General features: G+C 55.9%; 17 protein-coding genes and 1 pseudogene. All 18 read right to left on the bottom strand.

Annotation, left to right across the window (positions count from 1 at the left end; genetic code table 11):
• Window positions 1-51: 51 nt before the first annotated feature.
• A complete protein-coding gene (locus ACMGGN_RS15130; RefSeq protein ID WP_119688457.1) occupies window positions 52-1,065 on the bottom strand; it encodes an MraY family glycosyltransferase in 1,014 nt (337 codons plus the stop codon).
• Entirely contained in the window at window positions 1,062-2,027 is a 966-nt protein-coding gene (locus tag ACMGGN_RS15135; protein WP_119688456.1) for a UDP-glucose 4-epimerase family protein, read from the bottom strand. Before ACMGGN_RS15135 ends, ACMGGN_RS15130 begins: the two co-directional genes overlap by 4 nt.
• Window positions 2,024-2,944 carry a glycosyltransferase gene (locus tag ACMGGN_RS15140; protein ID WP_119688455.1) on the bottom strand — a complete coding sequence of 307 codons (921 nt, stop codon included), beginning with the start codon at window positions 2,942-2,944 and terminating at the stop codon, window positions 2,024-2,026. The genes ACMGGN_RS15135 and ACMGGN_RS15140 overlap by 4 nt, the downstream gene beginning before the upstream one ends.
• On the bottom strand, window positions 2,941-3,846 hold the full coding sequence (locus ACMGGN_RS15145; RefSeq protein ID WP_119688454.1) for a glycosyltransferase family 2 protein: 906 nt from the start codon (window positions 3,844-3,846) through the stop codon (window positions 2,941-2,943). The genes ACMGGN_RS15140 and ACMGGN_RS15145 overlap by 4 nt, the downstream gene beginning before the upstream one ends.
• On the bottom strand, window positions 3,839-5,020 hold the full coding sequence (locus ACMGGN_RS15150; RefSeq protein WP_237860977.1) for a hypothetical protein: 1,182 nt from the start codon (window positions 5,018-5,020) through the stop codon (window positions 3,839-3,841). The genes ACMGGN_RS15145 and ACMGGN_RS15150 overlap by 8 nt, the downstream gene beginning before the upstream one ends.
• Entirely contained in the window at window positions 5,017-6,468 is a 1,452-nt protein-coding gene (locus ACMGGN_RS15155) for a group 1 glycosyl transferase (protein WP_119688452.1), read from the bottom strand. Before ACMGGN_RS15155 ends, ACMGGN_RS15150 begins: the two co-directional genes overlap by 4 nt.
• Window positions 6,465-7,742 (bottom strand): O-antigen translocase, encoded by a 1,278-nt coding sequence (locus ACMGGN_RS15160; RefSeq protein ID WP_119688451.1) that lies wholly within the window; start codon window positions 7,740-7,742, stop codon window positions 6,465-6,467. Before ACMGGN_RS15160 ends, ACMGGN_RS15155 begins: the two co-directional genes overlap by 4 nt.
• 3 nt (window positions 7,743-7,745) lie before the next feature.
• Window positions 7,746-8,861: a DegT/DnrJ/EryC1/StrS family aminotransferase gene (locus tag ACMGGN_RS15165; protein WP_237860974.1), complete on the bottom strand. Its 1,116-nt coding sequence runs from the start codon at window positions 8,859-8,861 to the stop codon at window positions 7,746-7,748.
• Window positions 8,854-9,324: an acyltransferase gene (locus ACMGGN_RS15170; protein WP_119688449.1), complete on the bottom strand. Its 471-nt coding sequence runs from the start codon at window positions 9,322-9,324 to the stop codon at window positions 8,854-8,856. Before ACMGGN_RS15170 ends, ACMGGN_RS15165 begins: the two co-directional genes overlap by 8 nt.
• Complete coding sequence (locus ACMGGN_RS15175; protein ID WP_414156839.1) at window positions 9,317-9,751, bottom strand: sugar 3,4-ketoisomerase; 435 nt, start codon at window positions 9,749-9,751, stop codon at window positions 9,317-9,319. The genes ACMGGN_RS15170 and ACMGGN_RS15175 overlap by 8 nt, the downstream gene beginning before the upstream one ends.
• A 6-nt stretch (window positions 9,752-9,757) precedes the next feature.
• Window positions 9,758-10,297, bottom strand: a pseudogene (gene rfbC, locus ACMGGN_RS15180) (dTDP-4-dehydrorhamnose 3,5-epimerase); the annotation flags it as partial.
• A gap of 192 nt (window positions 10,298-10,489) precedes the next feature.
• Complete coding sequence (locus ACMGGN_RS15185) at window positions 10,490-11,542, bottom strand: LPS O-antigen chain length determinant protein WzzB (protein ID WP_119688447.1); 1,053 nt, start codon at window positions 11,540-11,542, stop codon at window positions 10,490-10,492.
• A 220-nt stretch (window positions 11,543-11,762) separates the two neighbouring features.
• Window positions 11,763-13,208 (bottom strand): MBL fold metallo-hydrolase, encoded by a 1,446-nt coding sequence (locus ACMGGN_RS15190; protein WP_414156075.1) that lies wholly within the window; start codon window positions 13,206-13,208, stop codon window positions 11,763-11,765.
• A gap of 104 nt (window positions 13,209-13,312) precedes the next feature.
• Window positions 13,313-13,576 (bottom strand): lipopolysaccharide assembly protein LapA domain-containing protein, encoded by a 264-nt coding sequence (locus ACMGGN_RS15195; protein ID WP_039601301.1) that lies wholly within the window; start codon window positions 13,574-13,576, stop codon window positions 13,313-13,315.
• 20 nt (window positions 13,577-13,596) lie between these two features.
• Window positions 13,597-13,893 carry an integration host factor subunit beta gene (ihfB, locus tag ACMGGN_RS15200; RefSeq protein WP_012313292.1) on the bottom strand — a complete coding sequence of 99 codons (297 nt, stop codon included), beginning with the start codon at window positions 13,891-13,893 and terminating at the stop codon, window positions 13,597-13,599.
• Between the two features lie 694 nt (window positions 13,894-14,587).
• A complete protein-coding gene (gene rpsA / locus ACMGGN_RS15205; RefSeq protein ID WP_012313291.1) occupies window positions 14,588-16,264 on the bottom strand; it encodes a 30S ribosomal protein S1 in 1,677 nt (558 codons plus the stop codon).
• A 123-nt stretch (window positions 16,265-16,387) separates the two neighbouring features.
• Complete coding sequence (gene cmk / locus ACMGGN_RS15210) at window positions 16,388-17,074, bottom strand: (d)CMP kinase (protein WP_046787379.1); 687 nt, start codon at window positions 17,072-17,074, stop codon at window positions 16,388-16,390.
• Window positions 17,071-19,311, bottom strand: coding sequence for a bifunctional prephenate dehydrogenase/3-phosphoshikimate 1-carboxyvinyltransferase (locus ACMGGN_RS15215; protein ID WP_414156076.1), 2,241 nt, complete (start codon window positions 19,309-19,311; stop codon window positions 17,071-17,073). The genes cmk and ACMGGN_RS15215 overlap by 4 nt, the downstream gene beginning before the upstream one ends.
• Window positions 19,312-19,459 lie beyond the last annotated feature (148 nt).

Raw genomic sequence — 19,459 nt, forward strand, 5'->3', positions numbered from 1 at the left:
TGAAGTCGTTCCAGACTGACACGCGTACAGCCCTCATCCTTATCACTTTAGCTAGTGTTCAAGCCCACCGGCACGCCAGCGTACAGCCAGCAGCACCAACGGCACATACGCAATCACCAGTCCCACCGCGCCATCCAGGCCCAGTAGCACCACGCACAATGCCACAGGCAGCAGCCACAACACATTGAGGGCCGTCACGGCTAAGGTAACTGGCAAGTGCTTACCGTAGTGGCGGGAGGCAAACTGATAGGCATGGCTGCGGTGCGCTTCGTAAACCTTGTCACCACGGACCAAGCGCCGGATCAGGGTGAAGGTGGCATCGACCACGAATACACCCAGCAGTATCAGCCATGCCCAAAATAGCGGAGGCGATAGCCAGGCGGCCTGCAGGGACAAACCTGCCAGCACGATACCGAGAAAACCGCTACCTGCATCCCCCATGAATATTTTGGCGGGAGGGAAATTCCAGAACAGAAAACCGGCTGTGGCTGCGGCAAGGAGCAATGGCAATGCCATGAGATCCGGTACACCCGCCAACGCCGCAAGCACGGCCATGCCAACGCACGCGGTGATCGCCTCGACACTGGCAATTCCGTCAATGCCATCCATGAAGTTGTAGAGGTTTAGCATCCAGACAGAGTAGAAAGCTGCCACGATATAGCTAAACCATTGCAGGTTCAGGGTAAAACCGAACATTTGCAGAGGCGCTAGCCCACCGAGCCAAATCAGCAGCCAAGACGCACCTGCGAAATGGCCCAGCAGACGCCAGCGCGCAGCGATGTGTCCGTGGTCATCCATGAAGCCAATAACGGCGACCAACGCCCCGGCGCCACCGATAGCCACCAGAGCACGGGGCGACGCCCATCCGAACAGGCCGAGAACTGGCAGGCAAGCAAGGAATGTCAGCACGATGGCGACACCACCCCCACGCGGGGTGGGTATGGTGTGGGAGCTTCGGGCATTTGGCACATCGATGATCTGTTTGTTCAGAGCGTAGCGCCGGAGCAGTGCAGTCAGAAGCAACGAAATGCTTGCTGCCAAGGGAATCAACCACCATCCGATCATTTTTTTTGCTCTTTCAAGAAGTTGTCAGCAGTTGCCTTGAGCGCTTGGTCGACCCCAAGCGGCGGCTCCCAGCCTAGCAAGGCGCGGGTCTTGCTGATATCCACCTGTAATGAACCGCACAGGCGTTGGGACAAAGCGCCCTTGCCAGCGAGCCGTGCAGCGCCCTTGATTAGTGCGGCAGGCACCGGTATCAGCCTTGCCGGTTTGCCAAGCGCTGCACCAAGACGGACCAACAGCTCGGTGGTAGAGAGGTCCTCGCCATCGCTGGCGAGGAACGTCTGATTGGCGGCTGCCGGATGGTCGATGCAAGTGACCAACAGATCGACCAGATTTTCCAGGGCAACCAGACTGCGCTTGTTGTGAATGGCGCCAAACGGCAAGGGCACGCCCTTGCTAAGCCAACTCATCATGCTGCGGAAGTTGGCTTTCACACCCGGGCCGTAGACCAGAACGGGACGCACGATAACCACTTCCATGTTCGACTTTGCAGCCAAAGCTGTCAGCGCTTCTTCGGCCTCTCGTTTGGAGATGCCGTAGGGGTCCGCCGGCCTAGCATCGTCGTCGGCCGTATAAGCGCGGCCGCCATCAGTGCCTTCGCCGTTGACTTTGATCGAACTGACAAAGATGAACCGACGCACACCGGCCTGTGCAGCAGCACGAGCCAACTCGAGCGTGCCGTTCACGTTGATGCGCCTGAATTCGGCAAGAGGGTCGGCAATGCGTTCCTGCATCACATGGACACGAGAGGCAAGGTGGATGACTGTATCTGTGCCCTCCAGCACTGATGAAGGGCACGCCGTCAAAGGGTCAACAGCTACTTCATAGTGGGTATCGGTGACCGGAATCCGGGGGGCACGCCTCACCAGCCCTACTGTACGAAACCGGCTCTCGAGGCTCAGGCGCTGCATTAAGGCAGTCCCTACAAAGCCGTTGGCTCCGGTGATCAGCAGTGACCGCTTCATTTATTAACTCCTTTTATTGCCAACCCCACACACAAAACGGCAAATGCAATCTTGTCTCTGGGGCGGCGACGACATTCACCGCACCTAAGTGCAAGGCGGAAAAGTGCCGAGCGCTTGCCGGTACTCCAGGAGCGTACAAATCGATGGTTTTCCATTCCGATCAGTTGAGCGATCAGACTCGCCTGACGTAGCCACCAGCCATCAAACACTTGCCGGAGTCGCTTGTTAAATGCAGACAGTCCGGTGTTGACACCAACCTGATTGTGCGCGTGCTGCCGGTAGCGCATATGCAGCTGGTCGTCGATATACCAGCGATAACCATTGGCTCTGGCGAAGGCGTAGCAGAACCAGTCATGTAGCGACACATCACCTATTCTATTTTGGTGTCGCACGATATTTTGCTTGATGACATTTGCCAAAGGGCTTGTAAAAACATACGTACACCCCGGCCCCGCCGCTTCGAACAAATAATCGTAAGCCACCTCGCGCTGAGACTTTCTGATGACCTGTTCTTTACCGTTTGGCCAGAATGCTAATACATCCGACGAATAAGCGCTGTATTCCCCAGTTGCAAGCAACTCATGTGCCCGCCTCAATTTATTAGGCAACCAGATATCGTCTTGATCAGCGAACGCCACATAATCATAGCCTTCCAGATTCGTATCGACTAGAAGACGAAAAAAATTCGGGGCTGCGCCACCGAAGCGTTTGCCATAGGGCAGACAAAAAACTCGAGTATCACGCAGTGCCCATTCAGAGGCGAGCGTCTCAGTGCCATCTGTTGAAGCGTCAACACTTATCGCAATCCGGATATCCACTCCAGCTTGCTGAAGGATGGATTCGATCTGTTCAGTGATCCACGCTCGCCCATTGTAAGCTGCAAGCAATACCAATACCCGCGGAACGCCGTCATTCATCGCAGACCTCCCAGCTTGCCAGCTAGACCGTGAGATACACCACGAATCATCATACCGACGGATTTGAAACGCTGCTTATCGATGATGATGTTGACAAAGAAACGTAGTAGCAGCCCTTGGGCAAGGCGTTTTTTCCAGGCCGCGGGAGTATGTTTCATTCTGATCACGGCCATGGTGTTTCTGAAATAAAAATAGCGCCGCACGGGCGAATACTCAAAAAAACTCAAACCCATGAATTTTACGGGTGGAGCATCCGACAAGGCATGCCCCATTTCAACGGCCAGGCAACCATATAGGGTGTGGCCACAACTTCTTGCACGGAAACACCATTCGGTATCGGTATAGTCAACAAACATACCTTCGTCGTATTTCATTCCGCCTACCCACGCAGGTACAGACACCAGCATACCTGAGGTAATCAGTGTGTCTACCCGCAGCAATCCATCTGTGGACGTGGTGGAGAAAGCAGGCGCGATCTTGCCGCTGTCTGAGACGTAGAAGGGGAATGGAATCTTTTCGCCTTCTCGTCGATCGAAGAAATGTGGGCCTACGGCAATACATTTGGGGTCTTTTGAAAGCGCGCACTGCATGCTCTGATGCAAATTTGCGATAAGGTCTGCGTTCGCATGGCTGTCCTGATCGAATGTAACGAGGAAGTCCAAGCCTTTTTCGGCAGCAACGGCAAACGCCTTATTCAGCGCCGCACCCAAACCGAGGTTTGCACCGAGCGCTATGTAATTTATGCTCTGCCGAGCAACAGCATCCGTTGTAAGAAACGTCTCCCCGCCTCCGTTATCTACCAAGATGAGCAACTCAACCTGCCGTAGTAACGACCGCAACAAATCATCCAGAACCTCCACATCCGGATGATAACTAACGACGACCGCCCCTATCCTACTCATTTACAATCCTTTTTTCTTGGTAGTTTTCCCACTGCTCGTCTTCGACCAACAATGCCTGGCTCCAGTACCATAACACGACGATGAAGCCAAAGGAGTTGAATAGCACTGGATTACTAAATGACATGAACAAATAAATGACGATGATCGTGCGCGCACTGACCTGCCGCCAATGCCTGAAAAAAAGCGTCCCATTCGGAAAAATAATTGCACCGAGCAACACGATCGATAGCGGCGCGCCGAAGAAGCGAACAGAATCCATCCAGGTAATCTCTGTCTGCGCAACCCAACGATCATAGCCTGAAGTAAAGAAGTAGCTCCCGCTTCCATTCCCCAACAGCAGGGTCGTTACGTCAATCGAATCATAGAACGAGATAAGATGGCCAAGCTTAATACTATTCGATGTTTCAGCAGGGCTGAACATACTGGTAAACATCCACAGATAGGCAAGGCAACCGAGGACAGCGGGCACCAGCGTTGAAAAAACCGCCATGCGCACGAGCCATGAGCTTCTATACAAGAACAGAGCTAGCATCGTTAGGACTGCCATAAGCATCAATGCACGCGATGCGGAAAAAAATATACACAATACGATCAGCGATATCCAAACTGCATCGCGCCTCCTCCCCGCCATAAAGGATAAAAAGAACAGCGAGAGTGGCACAAGCAGAAAAGGCGATGACCGGTGGTGCAGCATGAACATCTGCAAGCCGCCAAACTGGCGCACACCATAAAACCCGAGCTCATGGGAAGTGTAGAAGTTCAAAACTTCTGCACCCGCCGCAGAGCCAGGCGATAGCATCACAAGCAACGACATTCCGCACATAAATGCGGCGAATATAACACCCACGGACTTCACGATGGCTGTCATATCGATATTTTCATGAACGATGTAGTAAATAAAAAATAACGTCGTGCAACCTAGCAACATCTGCTTGGACAATGCAAAATCGCTCTGATTGAAAAACGACAGCAAAAAACCGTACAGAAAAATGCCAAAAACCACAAACGGCGAAACCGTCCTTACCGGCCCCATCAGCGCAAACAACAATGAAGACACTATCAAAGGAACGTACAGCAACTTATTAAATATGAAAACAGGAAACAAAATACTGCACAAACAGTACAAAAAAAACAGCGAATACGACAGCCTTGGTGTGTTCATGGACGCACTCACCAACCCTTACCCAACACCAAGCGCCTGCCTTCCTGCAACAATAGCTTAGCCATCAGCTTGATTTTTTTGTTTGTCTGCAAACGCAAGAATACGGCACGTGCACTCACCGGTGCCAGCCTGGCGATACCCAGGAAAGCCTTCGCCGACACATCTACATTACGAGCGCCTTCGTCAGCCTGCATGAAGCATATATCTCCCGTCCACTGACAATATTCATCGAGCAGGTTGGCCGAATAGCGACGTTTGTAAAGACAATCCAGGTAACGTTTTTTCACATGCTCATATCCATTGACGCAAACGACCTGTTCGATCACAGCAGTAGGGATCTGATAGTTCGCAACCCTGTTGATCACACCTGCCGGATCTACTGATTTGACCTTGTCTGCAGGTGAGTATCCTTGGAAAGGAGATACCAGCCCTACGCATCGTTGCCCTGCCAAAAGCTGCTCGGCAAAGGCAGTTCCCCCGGGAAATGGGTGGCTGTCGACAAAGAAACTAGCCTTGCGCGCCACCTGCGTATACTCATCAAAAGGTAAATGCCGCATCAACTTGAGCCGACCAGCGAAACGGATCTTCATCGGCCACCACCAAACATTTCGCAGCAAGTTGGGGCCAATGACAACGAATCGTGCAGCGGGAAACTCATTCAAAAGCGCTCTGATGAGCGGTCTGAGATCAGCGCCACGCCTGGGTTTGAACTTAGTGTCAGAGCCAGCGGAGAGGAACAGAAGATCTCCTTTTGCGCGCTCCATTGCTTCGCCCTCCGCCAAACCAACGGCAGGCATTTTTACAGGGATGCCTAGAAAGCTTTTGCATCCGCTAATATTTTTTTCCTGATCGACCCTGCGCCCATAGCTGCTGAGTTCGAAATAGACGTCGGCGGCGGCTGAACCGAATGTAAACGTGTGATCTGCATGGTTCACCAAGTAGATACACGTGCCAGACAGCTCCTTGGCTAAAATACTGGCTACTACCGTGGTGATGTCATCCGGATGGATATGCAGTACCACACGCTCGTAGGAGGCCATTACACTGACCATATACCGGACGCGCTCTATATACGCGGTAACAGCATCTGCCCTGTAAGTCTGGGAGAAGTAGCTCGCGACTTTACCGGCAACATCGCCATGAGTAGGCCGAGTGATCATTAAGTCTGGCAGCACATCATGCATACCCGCCAGCTTCTCCATCAAGCGTGTATGCCCTCCCGTCAGATAGGGCTCACTGACGACATGAAGCGTATCACGGCCCTCGAAGCTCGCCATTTTGAAGGGGCCCGATTCGGCCTTAAGCCGCTTAGCCAGTTCCTGCTCCAGCGCCGGATTATCGTAGATACCGACGTTCATCGTCCAGCAAAGGTTGCCATAGTGTTGAGCCAGCTCTAGCGCATGCTCCAGTGAGGGCTCGGCGATAATGCTCTGCGCTAACTCAGCCAGAATTTGCTTCATGAGGGTAGTCCTTGTGCTGAGCTGGAATGATCTTCGAGCCGCCGATAAACAAAGAAGTACATGACGGCTCCGTATATCAAGTAGTTCAAGGCGTACGCCCAAGCGGCTCCCTCTAAACCGAGATAATGCGTCAGTGAAAGCGTGAGGCCATATAACAGCACACAGGAGCACACCTCAGTAACAACATACAGCCTGAGCATCGCCTTGCTCAGCATCACATATGCAATGATCCAACTGATGATTTTCAAGGTATCACCTACCAGTTGCCCTGCGAACAGTACCTGCATCGGGGCAAAGTCTCGGGTAAACAGTAGGTGGACCACAATATCCCTCAGGAGATAAACACACCCACACCCCAGGATGGTTATCGGCACAATGACTTTGTAGCCGTTCAGAATTTCACGTCGGATAGCTTGCCCTGTATCGAGTTCTGATAACCTCGGTAAATAGTAAACACCGAGGGTGGTGGTGATCATGAGCAGGTAGGCACTGCTCAAGCGTGTCATCGCCTCCCAGTAACCTGCCGCCTCACCTCCAAAAACCTGGATCAGGTGATGCCGGATCAGAATCTGCCCCAGCGGTATACATAGGGCTGAGGTCAACGCCATCAGCGCGAAGCGGCCCAGGTTTTTTGCAACGACAGCATCGATTTTGCCTAATAGGTACCCCCAATTGAACCAGCCTTTTCTGGCGATAATAAAAACCGTCACGAGAAAACTGAAAGACTGATATGTGACTAGGGCAACGAGCGCGCCGTACAGGCCAAAATGGGTTGTCAGCATCACCGTCGCAAAAAATGACAAAAGACTTCCCGCTATATTAGCTGCCACATATGCAACAATCTCTTTCTTGCCATTCAAAATCGCGAGCAACAAAGCATTATATGAAAAGAAAATAACACCAACTGCAAACCATAAAAACACAGCGCCCAAGTTTTCATGACCGAAAAATAATTGGGATAACTGCACATTCAAGAGCGCCATGATGACAGCGAGCCCCACACTTGCCAATGCTGTGAGGGTGCCCGCCGTTTTCCAAAGCGTTGCCTCCTTGACACGGTCACCCTTGTACTCGGCGGTATATTTCACCACTCCCGAGTTGATCGCCCCACTGGAAACAGTCGTTATTATTTGAACTGCATTCTGCAGCTGGCCAATCGCAGCATACCCCACCGGCCCCACGTAAATAGCCAGAATCTTGTTCAAGCCCAGCAGGGTCAGCATTTTAACAACAACCGCGATCCCATTCAGCAGGCTGGTGCGAATCATCGACATGATTCACTTCGCCTGCGTGGGGACGTACTCGTTGCAGACACGAACCACATGCTCGATTTCATTCGAGCTGAGAGTCGGCCCTATTGGCAAACTAACCACCTCCCGATGCATTGCCTCCGTAAGCTCAAGGCTCAACGCGTTGAGCTGTGGATATGCCTGCTGTTGATGTGGCGGGGTAGGATAGTGAATGAGGCTCTGAACGCCGGCGCCATTCAAATAGCGCTGGAAATCGTCCCTGTCTTTACAGCGGACGACGAATAGGTGCCAAACGTGCTCACCCTTAGCACCCGCTTCTGGAAGCAGGAGATGAGACGAATTAATTTCACTCAAATAGCGTTTGGCGATTGCCTGACGCGCTCGCGTTTCGGCATCAAGGTATTTCAACTTCACCGACAGCATGGCTGCCTGCAACTCGTCCAGCCGGCTATTCACGCCTTGATGGATGTTCAAGTACTTCTGTTGGGAACCGTAGTTCCGAAGCGTGCGTAGGGTCTGAGCCAAATCATCATCATTGGTCGTTACCGCACCGGCATCACCCAGAGCCCCCAGATTCTTGCCCGGGTAGAAGCTGAAACCGGAGGCATCACCCCAGCTACCGCATTTCACATCGGAAATGGCCGCGCCGTGGGACTGCGCCGAATCTTCCAATACAAGCAGCTGGTGCTTGCGGGCAATTTCCATGATGGCAGGCATGTTTGCCATGCGGCCATAGAGATGAACTGGCAAGATCGCCCGTGTGCTAGGAGTTATGGCGCGCTCTACGAGAGCAGGGTTCAGGTTGTAGGAGCTCTCTTCAGGCTCAACCAAGACCGGTACCAGCCTGTTCTCAGTAATGGCCAAAATGCTAGCGATGTACGTATTCGCCGGCACGATTATCTCATCGCCCTCTTGAAGCTTACCGAGTAACTTCCAAGCTCGCAGAGTAAGGATCAGGGCATCTAGACCATTGGCAACCCCCACACAATGCCTGACGCCACAATAGGCAGCAAAGTCCGTCTCGAACTTCTTGAGTTGATCCCCCATAACGTACCAGCCAGAATCGATGACCTGGGCACAGGCGGCGATGAGCTCCTCGCGATATTGCGCATTTATGGCTTGAAGATCGAGAAATTTAAGCATTGTTATCCATCACTCTTATAATTTTCGCCGGGTTACCAATCACGACAGCAAACGGTGGAACATCCTTTGTCACCACTGCCCCTGCACCCACCATGGCGCGTTCGCCTACAGTCACACCGGGTAGCAGCGTCGCATTTGCGCCGATACTGCAACCCTTCCGCAGCGTTATACCTTTAAATTGCTCCGGATACATTTTGGAGCGTGGCAATGGATCATTAGTAAATGTCGCATTCGGCCCGATGAATACATCATCCTCCACGACAGTGCCTTCCCACAGGAAAACACCAGATTTAACAGTCACATTGTCGCCAATAATTACCCCGCCCTCGACAAGCGCATGAGCACAAATATTACAGTTACGCCCAATGACGGCCCCATCAAGAATGACGACATATTGCCAAACGCGTGTCTGCTCGCCAATAACCGTGCTCTGCACATCCGCTAACGGGTGAATTTTAGGCAAGACCAATCACCTCAATAAACTGGGAATAGTCACGAATATAGTCGGCTTCATCATAATAAGCGTCAGCGAGGACCAGCAAAACACAATCCTCACTGAAATCATGCATTTCGTGCCAAATCATAGGTGGAATCAAAATGCCCTGGTCGAACCGTTCAAGCCAGAACTCGGTCCGCTGCACACCGTCATCCATCACCATCCGGCATCGGCCCGAAACGCAAACTGCCATTTGTTGCAATTGACGATGCGCATGAAAACCACGCGATACACCCGGCTGGGTGTTCGTCAGGTAATAGGCTCTCCTGATCGAAAACGGAACATTATCGCAACCTTGTAGCGCCACCAACGTTCCGCGCTCATCGCCCATTACCTTGAAATCAATCAACTCATCGCGATACTGCTCATCCAGCGACGAGGCATCGACCATCATCTCGGCATAAGAAGGTGCTTGATGGTCTTTCTCACTAATGATCAGTTGATCACGCAGCGGCCATTCAATCGCTAAATCGGGGTCATCCCAATGGACGCTCACTTCCGACGCCTTGTTGTAGATATCGGTTGTCTTGTACAGGAAATGCGTGTCGTCCTCGAGTGCCACGAAACCGTGCGCAAAGCCTTCGGGAATCCATAGCATTTTCATGTTGTGTTCAGTCAATTCGACGCCCACCCACTGACCTGCGGTGGGTGAACCAGGGCGCACGTCTACAGCGACGTCGAATGCAGCACCCTTGACGACACGGACCAGTTTGCCTTGCGCATGAGGATCACGCTGGCAGTGCAAGCCGCGCAGTACGCCTTTACTGGAATAGGAGTGGTTGTCCTGAACAAAAGCCCGAGGCCGAGGCAACCCGAGCTTTCCTAGCTCGCTGTGAAAACGTGGTTCGTTGAATGATTCCATGAACCAGCCACGCTCATCCTCAAACACAGAGGGCTCAATAATTACAACTTCCGGAATGTTCGTTTGGGTTAATTTCATCTCGACCCTTTGACAAAAAACTTGCTCAACAAATCATCAGAATCAGCAGCACGCTAGTATGGGCTTGGCGACCAGAATCAATTGGGCACCCCGGCAATATGCCACCACCGGCAAGAAACTCGCGCGACTTCTAATTAGAACCTTTTCGTATTGAAATAACAGGTTTTTTACGCCTGCGCCACTCACTACCTCTTACACCTGTGCTTTTAATAGGCCATTCCGACGAAACTCCCTAACAAGCGCAACCAGTGACCCAAGCATCAATCCGACAAGAAGCCCTACCGCAATGATCAACCCTTTTCTTGGTTTAACGGGAAATTCAGGCTGGTCAATTACACCGTCAAGTCGATAGACCTCAACTTCCCGCGGCTGAGCATTTAGGTCGTCGTAGAAACGCTGCCGCACCTGCAGCTGGCGGAGATTGTCGATGAACGGATCATTGGAGGCTCGGTTTTGAAGGTTCTCAATCTCAGCACTCAGTGCCTTGACACCCCTCATGTAGGTAAGCTCACCATCCATACGGGATGACACCTCCTTTGAAAGATCGCTGTTGATAAGTGGAGGGTTCTCGAGCCCGATCGCGTTTGCAATCCTCAATGCCTCGCTGAGACGTGCAATTTTGTCTTCTCGGGTACGCGCACCATCCTTGCGCGCGTTTTCGATCTGCTGAGCCAGGTTATGAGACCTTACCTGGGCTTCTTTGGTCGCGCTGCTGACGACCTCTTGTCGGGCGGAAAGTGCTGCGCGCTGGATGTAATCCCGCACCCATGCCGCAGCAATTGCTGGGTCTGGATGCTGAATCGCCACAGAAGCTCGACGCGCACCATTATCCTTTGGCTCGGTGATAATCAACGTGCTGGAAAATCTGGAATAGGACGCTTCTCCCTTTTTGCTACCAGCTCCTCCGAGGGATGGTACATAGACCTCTTCGTAGAATTGACGACGCAGCGTGTCACCCTGCAGGTGCAGAAGGAAGACATTGTAAACTTGGTCCACAGTAAACGGCTTAAGCTCCGCAGCCTGGGTACGACCGTAGTTCAACTCTGCAATTTCACTATCAGTGGGCGGCACCAACTGCGCCTTTGCCTCGTACAAGGGCTTGGCTACAAATGCATAAACTGCGGATACCGCAGTGATGAGCAATGCAATCGCTACAATCAGCCCTCCTTGACGCCAAAGTCCTTGGAGCAAATCCAGAAGATCTATCTCATCACGTTGAGGTCGGCGCTCTGTCTGGGTGCGCATCTAGTTTACTGTCCTTGTCTGGTCTTAGGGTTCTAAGGGATGTCAAGCATACGTCCCGCATAACTGACCAATAGCATCAGTGAAGCCGACTAACGTCAAACTGGTGAGACGCCGCCACCGCCGGCATCTGCCCGACCCATCCCTAGACCACACACTACAGCTAAAGAGCTAATTCGAGTAGAGGCCCCCCTAGATTTAGCATGGCCTGCGTTACCATAAATCACGGAATCGTCACCTCAACGCACGCACCTTGACTCATCCACTCGCGCTGTAAAGCTTCACTTAAAGCTACCTTGGCTTTTTGCTCACCATGTACAAGCACTACTCGCTTGACACCTACCTCCTTGCCCAGTGCAAAAGCGACTAAAGCAGCTTGATCAGCATGACTGGAGTACCCCCCCATGGTGGCGACTTTCGCTCTGATTTCATACGTCCTTCCATCCAGATCGATTTTCACAAACCCTTCTGCCCCCTCACTGGCCTGAAGCACCGCCCCCGGCGTGCCCTTGGCCTGATACCCCACAAACACCACCTCGTGCCGCGGATCACCAAGCATCGCCTTGAGGTAGTTGACGATCCGCCCGCCGGAACACATGCCATTGCCGGCAATGACAATGGCTGGCCGCCCCGTGCTCTTGAGGTAGTTGACCACCTGCTGATGCTTGGCATGGGTATCAACGCACAGCAGCTGACCGAAGCCGAGCGGGTCCCTGCCCTCCCCGAGCCGCTGCCTGGCTTCGGCATTCCAGTATGCGTGCAACTCCGAATAGGCCTTGGTTATGCGCTGCGCCAGTGGCGAATCGAGAATGATGGGTAAGCGGGACCAGTTCACCCCCAGCTCTGGCGCGCTCGCCTCGTCCACCTTGCCTTGGCTGAGCAGGGACTTGCGATGGAGGATGTCCTCGATCTCATACAGCAGCTCTTGGGTACGCCCCAAGCTGAAAGCGGGAATGAGGATGGTGCCGTTGTCCGCCAGCGCGCGGTCGATAACCGCCTCCAGCCGCTGCTGCCTGTCGTCGCGGGGCGCATGCAGCCTGTCGCCATAGGTGCTCTCCAGCACCAGAACGTCCGCGCGTTCTGGCGGCTGAACGGCGCGCAATAACGGATTGCAAGGGGCGCCAAGGTCGCCCGAGAACACCACCCGCGTGCTGGGCTCTACGCCCGGGTAGCGCACATCGCATTCAACATAGGCTGAACCAAGCAGGTGCCCGGCACGCTGAAGGCGCACGGAACAGGCCACGCCCCGGCTTTCGACCACGGTGTGCCACTGTTCGAAAGGTAGGGCGACCACCAGCCGCTGCAACAAGGCGAGGTAGCGGTCTACCTGAACCGGGTCCGAGCTGATACCGAGCTTGTAGGCATCCTCGAGCACCAGGGGCAGCAGCTTCGCCGAGGGTTCGCTGCACAGGATTGGCCCACGAAAACCCGCAGCTAGCAAGGCGGGGATGCGGCCGACATGGTCGAGGTGGACATGGGTAATGATCAGCGCCTGGATACCGCCGATATCGAAACCGATCGGTGCGAGTTCGGCATCTGGTGCAGCATCTGCACCTTGCTCCAGACCACAATCGACCAACAGGCTTTGCGCTTCATCAAGGTGAAGCTGGTGACAAGAACCGGTTACACCGCGGGTGCCACCGTGATGGGAAAGGATGGGATATTCCATACTGCTGCACGCTCGCCTGGGCAGGAAAAATGAAGCAGGTATTACTTCATTTCCAAAGGCGCATGCACAGGTGAGGGATTCCTAAATGGAAGTAGGATTATTCATCACTTACCTTCCAGCGCTGCCTGCCTGGCCGAGGCGCGAATCTTGCGTTTGCTGCGCTGTACGCCGTAGGCGCCCAACAGCGGGCCAATCGCCAGGCCTACTACCAGGGCCGCCAGCACCGGTACCGCAACCGGCAACTCGGGCGCCGACCAGCCGAACAGCACGAGCGCCACGGCCTGCTGGTTCTCCAGCACGAAGAACAGCACCACCGCCGCCAGCAGCAGCACGAACAACGCCGCCAGGGCGCGCTTGAGGTTACGCATCAGACTGGCTCCTTCATCGGTCAGGGGTGCTCGTGCTCTTCTTCATTGACGCGATCACGCAGCTCTTTGCCGGGCTTGAAGTGCGGAACGAACTTGCCTTCCAGTTCGACCGACTGGCCGGTCTTGGGGTTGCGACCTACGCGTGGAGCGCGATAGTGCAAAGAGAAGCTGCCAAAGCCGCGGATCTCGATGCGATCTCCGGTGGCCAGGCATTGGGACATCTGTTCAAGCATGGTCTTGATGGCCAGCTCCACATCCTTGGACGAGAGCAGCCCTTGATGGGTGACAATACGTTCGATCAGCTCCGACTTCGTCATATTTTTCCCTTCGTTATCAAGCAGCTAGATCATTGCTTAATCAGTTTGTAGCACGCTCGGAGGGATTTGAACAGGGTGGTTCTTGACTTAATAAAAAAATTCAAGAATGGAGTGTTGGGAAATAAGGCTGGGGGAGCTTTGTGGGGGATCGTGGGCGAGCCGGGTTCTACAGGGGATGGCGTTAGGCTGGGGGGATTTTTGGGGTTGGAAAGGGTGGGCTGGAGGGTAGGCTTTTTTATGCTGGGTATACAGAGCTTGGCTATGGATTGGCCAATGCTTTGCGCGCAGGTGCAGACTCGGTTGGGCCTGCTTTGCAGGCCATCGCCGGCAAGCCGGCTCCCACAGGGATCGTGCCAGCTTTTAGAAGTTGAGCAAGACAGTGGCTCTGACAAGGAGCTGCGTTAACTTTTAGAAATTGGTGAGACAGTTGATCCGCCGGGGATCGCGTTTGGCTGGGGTAATTTTTTGGAGGGAGAAAGGGTGGCCTGGAGGGCAGGCTTTTTTATGCTGGCCGTAAAGAGCTTGGTTATGCATTGGCGATGCTTTGCGCGGCGGTTTAGACGCGGTTGGGCCTGCGCTGCAGGCCATCGCCGGCAAGCCGGCTCCTACAGGGGATAGCGTTAGGCTTGGGGAGATTTTGGGCATAAAAAGGGTGGCCCGAAGGCCACCCTTTTTTACACCGATCAAACAGAACTTAGTTCTGCTTGGCCATTGCTTCGCGCAGCAGCGCAGCCATGGTGGTATCGGCAGCCGCTTCCGGAGCGTTTTTCAGGCTCTGGATGGCTTCACGCTCTTCAGCGTCGTCTTTCGACTTGATCGACAGGCTGATCACGCGCGACTTGCGGTCAACGCTGATGATCTTGGCTTCGATCTCTTCGCCTTCCTTCAGAACGTTACGCGCGTCTTCAACGCGGTCACGGCTGATTTCGGAAGCTTTCAGAGTGGCTTCGATGTCGTCGGCCAGGGTGACGATGGCGCCTTTGGCGTCAACTTCTTTCACGATGCCCTTGACGATAGCGCCCTTGTCGTTGACAGCAACGAAGTTGGAGAACGGATCGTCTTCCAGCTGCTTGATGCCCAGGGAGATGCGCTCGCGCTCTGGGTCAACCGACAGGATGACGGTTTCCAGCTCGTCGCCCTTCTTGAAACGACGTACGGCTTCTTCGCCGGTTTCGTTCCAGGAGATGTCGGACAGGTGAACCAGGCCGTCGATGCCGCCGTCCAGGCCGATGAAGATACCGAAGTCGGTGATCGACTTGATGGTACCGGTGATCTTGTCACCCTTGTTGAACTGGCCGGAGAAGTCTTCCCATGGGTTGGACTTGCACTGCTTGATGCCCAGGGAGATACGACGACGCTCTTCGTCGATGTCCAGAACCATGACTTCCACTTCGTCGCCAACCTGAACGACTTTCGACGGGTGGATGTTCTTGTTGGTCCAGTCCATTTCGGAAACGTGTACCAGGCCTTCAACGCCTTCTTCCAGCTCAGCGAAGCAGCCGTAGTCGGTCAGGTTGGTAACGCGAGCCTGTACGCGGGTACCTTCTGGGTAACGCGCAGTGATAGCAACCCACGGATCTTCGCCCATCTGCTTCAGACCCAGCGAAACGCGGTTGCGCTCACGGTCGAACTTCAGAACGCGTACGTCGACTTCGTCGCCAACGTTAACGATTTCGGAAGGATGCTTGATGCGCTTCCAGGCCATGTCGGTGATGTGCAGCAGGCCGTCGATGCCGCCCAGGTCCACGAATGCGCCGTAGTCGGTGAGGTTCTTGACGATACCTTTGACTTGCTGGCCTTCCTGCAGGGTTTCCAGCAGGGCTTCGCGCTCGGCGGAGTTCTCGGCTTCCAGCACGCTGCGACGGGAAACGACAACGTTGTTGCGCTTCTGGTCCAGCTTGATGACCTTGAATTCCAGCTCTTTGCCTTCCAGGTGGGTGGTGTCGCGCACAGGGCGGACATCAACCAGGGAGCCCGGCAGGAACGCACGGATGCCGTTAACGTCGACAGTGAAGCCGCCCTTAACCTTACCGTTGATAACGCCCTTGACCACTTCTTCGGCGGCGAAAGCTGCTTCCAGAACAATCCAGCACTCGGCGCGCTTGGCTTTTTCACGGGACAGTTTGGTTTCGCCAAAGCCGTCTTCGACCGCGTCCAGCGCAACGTGAACTTCGTCACCGACCTTGATGGTCAGCTCGCCAGCTTCGTTGTAGAACTGCTCGAGCGGGATGACGCCCTCGGACTTCAGGCCAGCGTGTACGGTAACCCAGTCGCCGTCGATGTCGACAACGATACCGGAGATGATCGCACCCGGCTGAAGATTGAGGGTTTTCAGGCTTTCTTCAAAGAGTTCTGCAAAGCTTTCGCTCATTTTAATTCCTGTAGATTCGGGCGAAACAGACGCCCATCGCCACACTCCAGACAATGTGGGTTTCGTTAAGTAAAGGAAAGCGGGCAGGACGTTGACTGGTGCCCCTGCCTGCTTTCCTGACGATCAGACCAAGTCGCGCTGGGCGAGCTCGCTCCTGATACGGTGCAGCACCTGCTCGATGGACAGCTCCGTGGAGTCCAGCTGAATGGCATCGGCCGCCGGCTTGAGCGGGGCCACTGCGCGCTGGGTGTCGCGCTCATCGCGCGCACGAATCTCATCTAGCAGACTCGACAGACTAACATCTTCGCCTTTGCCCTTCAACTGCAGGTAGCGGCGACGGGCACGCTCCTCGGCACTGGCGGTCAAAAACACCTTCAGCGGCGCGTCCGGGAACACCACGGTACCCATGTCGCGGCCATCGGCGATCAGGCCCGGCGCTTCGCGGAAGGCGCGCTGGCGCTGCAGCAGGGCTTCGCGCACTGCCGGCAGGGACGCCACCATGGACGCCCCGGCACCGACCGTCTCGGTGCGGATGACATTGCTGACGTCCTCACCTTCGAGAATGATCTGTTGCAGCTTACCCGGCTCGGCGGCGATGAACTGCACATCCAGATGGGCGGCCAGGGCCTTGAGCAGCTCTTCGTTGGTCAGGTCGACACCGTGGTTGCTGGCGTTGAACGCCAGCAGGCGGTAAAGCGCGCCGGAATCCAGCAGCCGCCAGCCCAGTTCGCGCGCCAACAGGCCTGCGACGGTGCCCTTGCCCGAGCCGCTCGGGCCATCGATGGTGATGACCGGCGCTTGCAGATTCACGACTTGCCCTCTTCTGCCACGCGGATACCCACCTCGGCGCACAGCGCGAGGAAGTTGGGGAACGAGGTGGCGACGTTGGCGCAATCATGGATGCGGATTGGCGCGCTGGCGCGCAGCGAGGCAACGCTGAAGGCCATGGCGATACGGTGGTCGCCGTGGCCATGCACTTCGCCACCGCCAATCTGGCCACCGTCGATGATGATGCCGTCGGGGGTCGGCTCGCACTTCACGCCCAGGGCGATCAGGCCGTCGGCCATTACCTGGATACGGTCGGACTCTTTCACCCGCAGCTCTTCGGCGCCACGCAGCACGGTACGCCCTTCGGCGCAGGCGGCGGCCACGAACAGCACCGGGAATTCGTCGATGGCCAGCGGCACCAGGTGCTCAGGGATATCGATACCCTTGAGCTTGGCACCGCGCACACGCAGGTCGGCCACTGGTTCGCCGCCGACTTCACGCTGGTTTTCCAGGGTGATGTCGCCGCCCATCAGGCGCAGGATGTCGATGACACCGGTGCGGGTCGGGTTGATGCCGACATGTTCGAGTACCAGCTCCGAGCCCTGGGCAATGGATGCTGCCACCAGGAAGAACGCAGCCGAGGAGATGTCTGCGGGCACTTCGATGCGGGTGGCGGTGAGCTTGCCGCCGGACTGCAGCGAGGCAACCGGGCCGTTGGACTCCACCGCATAGCCGAAGCCGCGCAGCATGCGCTCGGTGTGGTCACGGGTGGGCGCAGGCTCGGTAACAGTGGTTTTGCCTTTGGCGTACAGGCCAGCCAGCAGCAGGCAGGATTTGACCTGGGCACTGGCCATCGGCAGCGTGTAGGTCAGCGCCTTGAGTGTGTGGCCACCACGGATGGTCAGTGGTGGGCGGCCGTCCGGGCCGGTTTCGACCACCGCGCCCATTTCGCGCAGCGGGTTGGCCACGCGGTTCATCGGGCGCTTGGACAGCGAGGCATCGCCGGTCATGGTCACGTCGAACGACTGGCCGGCCAGCAGGCCCGAGAGCAGGCGCATGGAGGTGCCGGAGTTGCCCACGTAGATCGGCCCGGGCGGTGGCTTGAGGCCGTGCAGGCCGACACCGTGGATGGTCACGCGGCCGTGGTTCGGGCCTTCGATGACCACCCCCATGTCACGGAAAGCCTGAAGGGTCGCCAGGGCGTCCTCACCTTCGAGGAAGCCTTCGACTTCGGTCGTGCCTTCGGCCAGGGAGCCGAGCATGATCGAACGGTGGGAAATCGACTTGTCGCCCGGTACGCGGATTCGCCCGGTCAGGCGGCCACCCGGTTGGGCCAGGAAAATCAGATCGTTGGCGTTCATAGCGTCCACATAGGCCCGGCGGGCCAAGATTTTACTGAAATGCTCGCGGGCAACCCGAGCGCGGGTGAATACACCCAGCAACTGGTGCCCGTCCCCTGCATCGACCGCGTCGCGCAAGGCGTCGAGGTCGCTGCGAAAAGTGTCCAGGGTGCGCAGGACAGCCTCGCGGTTGGCGAGGAAGATGTCATGCCACATGGTCGGATCGCTGCCGGCGATTCTGGTGAAATCGCGGAAACCACCGGCAGCGTACCGGAAGATCTCAAGGTTTTCATTGCGCTTGGCCAATGAATCGACCAGGCCGAAGGCCAGCAGGTGCGGCAGGTGGCTGGTGGCGGCCAGCACTTCGTCGTGGCGCTCGACTGGCATGTGCTCCACGTCGGCCTCCAGCGCACGCCACAGGCGGTCGACCAGGGCCAGGGCGGCGGGGTCGGTTTCGGGCAGCGGCGTGAGGATGACCTTGTGGCGGCGGAACAGGGTGGCGTTGGAGGCCTCTACCCCGCTCTGCTCGGAGCCGGCGATGGGGTGGCCGGGCACGAAGTGGCGCAGGCGGTCGCCGAACACCTCACGCGCAGCACGCACCACATTGCCTTTGGCGCTGCCGACGTCAGTGATGACGGCGCTGCCCAGGTCCAGTTGCGCCAGGCGCGCCAGGAGCTTTTCCATGGCCAGGATCGGTACCGCCAGCTGGATGACGTCGGCGCCGACACAGGCGGCGGCGAGGTCTTCTTCGCAGCGGTCGACCACACCCAGGGCCACGGCCTGCTTGCGCGAAGGGGCGTCCAGGTCGACGCCGACCACTTCGCGGCACAGGCCGCTTTCACGCAGGCCTTTGGCGAAGGAGCCGCCGATCAGGCCCAGGCCTACGACGACGAGGCGGCCGATGAGCGGTGCGGGGTTGTTTTTTGCTGCATTTACCACTGGTACGAACCCTGTTCAGAAATCACGACAGTCTTTGGGACCGCAGGGGGCTGCTTTGCAGCCCATCGCGACACAAGGCCGCTCCTACAAGGGATTGCAGACGCCTGTAGGAGCGGCCTTGCGTCGCGATGGGGCGCAAAGCGCCCCC

Origin of the sequence: Pseudomonas sp. BNK-30 (assembly GCF_047456185.1) — a bacterium.
In the GTDB taxonomy this organism is placed as follows: domain Bacteria; phylum Pseudomonadota; class Gammaproteobacteria; order Pseudomonadales; family Pseudomonadaceae; genus Aquipseudomonas; species Aquipseudomonas putida_E.

Bases quoted from the DNA above. Each gene is read 5' to 3' on its own strand.
- ACMGGN_RS15130 (WP_119688457.1), bottom strand. From the start codon at position 1,065: ATGATCGGATGGTGGTTGATTCCCTTGGCAGCAAGCATTTCGTTGCTT.
- ACMGGN_RS15135 (WP_119688456.1), bottom strand. From the start codon at position 2,027: ATGAAGCGGTCACTGCTGATCACCGGAGCCAACGGCTTTGTAGGGACT.
- ACMGGN_RS15140 (WP_119688455.1), bottom strand. From the start codon at position 2,944: ATGAATGACGGCGTTCCGCGGGTATTGGTATTGCTTGCAGCTTACAAT.
- ACMGGN_RS15145 (WP_119688454.1), bottom strand. From the start codon at position 3,846: ATGAGTAGGATAGGGGCGGTCGTCGTTAGTTATCATCCGGATGTGGAG.
- ACMGGN_RS15155 (WP_119688452.1), bottom strand. From the start codon at position 6,468: ATGAAGCAAATTCTGGCTGAGTTAGCGCAGAGCATTATCGCCGAGCCC.
- ACMGGN_RS15160 (WP_119688451.1), bottom strand. From the start codon at position 7,742: ATGTCGATGATTCGCACCAGCCTGCTGAATGGGATCGCGGTTGTTGTT.
- ACMGGN_RS15165 (WP_237860974.1), bottom strand. From the start codon at position 8,861: ATGCTTAAATTTCTCGATCTTCAAGCCATAAATGCGCAATATCGCGAG.
- ACMGGN_RS15175 (WP_414156839.1), bottom strand. From the start codon at position 9,751: ATGATGGTCGATGCCTCGTCGCTGGATGAGCAGTATCGCGATGAGTTG.
- ACMGGN_RS15185 (WP_119688447.1), bottom strand. From the start codon at position 11,542: ATGCGCACCCAGACAGAGCGCCGACCTCAACGTGATGAGATAGATCTT.
- ACMGGN_RS15190 (WP_414156075.1), bottom strand. From the start codon at position 13,208: ATGGAATATCCCATCCTTTCCCATCACGGTGGCACCCGCGGTGTAACC.
- ACMGGN_RS15195 (WP_039601301.1), bottom strand. From the start codon at position 13,576: ATGCGTAACCTCAAGCGCGCCCTGGCGGCGTTGTTCGTGCTGCTGCTG.
- ihfB (WP_012313292.1), bottom strand. From the start codon at position 13,893: ATGACGAAGTCGGAGCTGATCGAACGTATTGTCACCCATCAAGGGCTG.
- rpsA (WP_012313291.1), bottom strand. From the start codon at position 16,264: ATGAGCGAAAGCTTTGCAGAACTCTTTGAAGAAAGCCTGAAAACCCTC.